Origin of the sequence: Clostridium sp. UBA1056 (genome assembly GCA_002316385.1) — a bacterium.
GTDB lineage: Bacteria > Bacillota > Clostridia > Clostridiales > Clostridiaceae > Clostridium_J.
The window spans coordinates 54,594-57,166 of record DCDL01000018.1 but is presented as its reverse complement, the minus strand read 5'-3'; the positions used below and the strand labels follow the sequence as shown (position 1 = coordinate 57,166).

The window sequence follows — 2,573 nt, the reverse complement described above, 5'->3', positions numbered from 1 at the left end:
TTTATTTTCAGATGCCTAAAGGATTATTGGGGAATAATTGAAGATAGGGTATTAATTAATTATTAATAAGATAAATTGTAATGGGGGAATAGACTATGAAAAAGGTTATAATGACTGGTAATGAAGCAATTGCTAGAGGTGCCTATGAAGCGGGATGTCATGTTGCATCAGCTTATCCAGGAACACCGAGTACAGAAATATTAGAGAATTTTGCATTATATGAAGGTGTATATGCAGAGTGGGCACCAAATGAAAAAGTTGGATTTGAGGTAGCATCAGGTGCATCTATAGGAGGAGCAAGAGTACTTACTACAATGAAGCATGTAGGACTTAATGTGGCTGCAGACCCATTATTTACTATGGCCTATGAAGGAGTGAATGGAGGATTTGTAGTAGTAACTGCCGACGATCCAGGAATGCACTCTTCTCAAAATGAACAAGATAATAGATTTTATGCTCCACATGCTAAAGTTGCAATGATTGAACCATCAAACTCACAAGAATGTCTTGATTATATGAAAGAAGCATATGAGATAAGTGAAAAGTTTGATACTTTAATTCTATTTAGGGTTACAACTAGAATATCTCACTCTAAAACAGTAGTAGAGGTTGGAGATAAACAAACTGTAGAAGTAAAACCATATGAAAAAAATATTAAAAAATATATAATGACTCCAGGTCATTCTAAAATTAAACATTATGAGGTAGAAGAAAGATTAGAAAAGCTAAGACAATATTCTAATAATACAAAACTTAATAGAATCGAAATGGGAGATACTAAAATAGGTATAATTACTAGTGGTGTTTCTTATGAATATTGTAAAGAAGTCTTTGGAGATAATGCATCATATCTAAAAATAGGATTCTCTTACCCATTACCTGATGAAATGATTAAAGAATTTGCATCTAAGGTAGAAAAATTATATGTAGTAGAAGAGAATGATCCTTATATGGAAAATGCAGTTAAAGCGTTAGGAATTAATTGTATAGGGAAGGAAGTAATACCTATATGTGAAGAGTTAAATCCAGGGATAATTAGAAAAGGTATTTTGGGAGAAGAAAACAAAATAGCTTATACTACAGAGACTAATCCACCTTCAAGACCACCAGTACTATGTCCAGGATGTCCTCATAGAGGAATATTCTATGCTGTATCTAAATATAAGGATGTAATAGCTTCTGGAGATATTGGATGCTATACCCTTGGTATGAATGCACCACTTAATGTAACTGATACGGTAATCTGTATGGGTGCCTCTGTATCAGCAGGAGTTGGAATGGAAAGAGCTAGTATGGTAGCTAATAGAGAAGGAAAGAAGGTATTTGCATTTATTGGAGATTCAACTTTCTTCCACTCAGGTGTAACTGGACTAATAGAAAGTGTATATAATAACACACCAATAGTAACTGTAATTCTTGATAATAGAATCACAGGAATGACAGGCCACCAAGAGAATCCAGGAACAGGTAAAACACTTCAAAATAGGGAAGCTCCAATAGTAGATATTGAGGCTTTAGTACTTGCTTGTGGTATTAAAAAGGAAAATATAAGGGTGGTAGATCCATATAAAATAGAAGAAACTTCAAAGGCTGTAAAAGAGGCTCATGATAGCACAGAACCTTTTGTAATTATTACAAAACAACCTTGTGCTCTAATCAAAGAGATATTAAAGAAAAGAGCTAACTTAAAGTGTAAAATAGATATAGAAAAATGTAGAAAATGTAAAATGTGCTTAAAAACAGGATGTCCAGCATTGAAATTCCAAAATGGTATAGTAGAAATAGATGAGAGCATGTGTAATGGTTGTGAAGTATGTAAGCAAGTTTGTCCATTTGATGCTATAGAAAAGGTTGGTGAATAATATGAAGGAAGTAAAAAGTATATTATTTATAGGTGTAGGAGGACAAGGTACTATCCTTGCTTCAAAGATATTATCTGAAGGCTTATTAAGACATGAATATGATGTTAAAATGTCAGAGGTTCATGGAATGGCTCAAAGAGGAGGAAGTGTTACTACTCAGGTTAGATTTGGGGAAAAAGTATATTCTCCATTAATAGAAAAAGGAAAGGCTGATGCTATAGTTGCTTTTGAAAAAAGTGAAGCATTAAGAGCACTACCTTATTTAAAAGAGGGAGGACACCTAATAGTAAATGATTATGAAATTCATCCAGTACCAGTATTAATAGGGCAAGAAAAGTATCCAGAAGCTGTAAATGAAGTGCTAAAGTCCACAGTAGAGAACACAGTTATAGTTAAAGCAGCAGAAATAGCAAAAGAACTGGGAAATATAAAAGCACAAAATGTAGTATTACTAGGAGCCCTACTTAAGGCTTTGGATATTAAAGAGGTAAATTGGGAGGAAGTTGTAGCTTCACTAGTTCCAAGCAAAGCTGTTGAATTGAATAAGAAAGCATTAGCAGCAGGAATGGAAAGCTAAGGAAGTATAAAGTTTAAGTTAATTTTTAATATTATTCCTTAAAATGAGACCTTAATAAAAGGGACTTTCGCAAAATATATTACTAATCTTATATAAAATATTGAAGACGCACTTTAATATTATTGTTAGCGAAT

General features: G+C 33.1%; 2 protein-coding genes. Both read left to right on the top strand.

Translation table 11 applies throughout. From position 1 onward, the window contains the following. Positions 1–95: 95 nt before the first annotated feature. Positions 96–1,862 carry an indolepyruvate ferredoxin oxidoreductase subunit alpha gene (gene iorA, locus B3W71_RS05635; protein ID WP_346887964.1) on the top strand — a complete coding sequence of 589 codons (1,767 nt, stop codon included), beginning with the start codon at positions 96–98 and terminating at the stop codon, positions 1,860–1,862. A gap of 1 nt (position 1,863) precedes the next feature. Next, the gene (locus tag B3W71_RS05630; protein ID WP_346887963.1) at positions 1,864–2,439 is read left to right on the top strand and encodes an indolepyruvate oxidoreductase subunit beta; all 576 of its coding nucleotides are present in this window, start codon (positions 1,864–1,866) and stop codon (positions 2,437–2,439) included. The last annotated feature ends 134 nt before the right edge of the window (positions 2,440–2,573 follow it).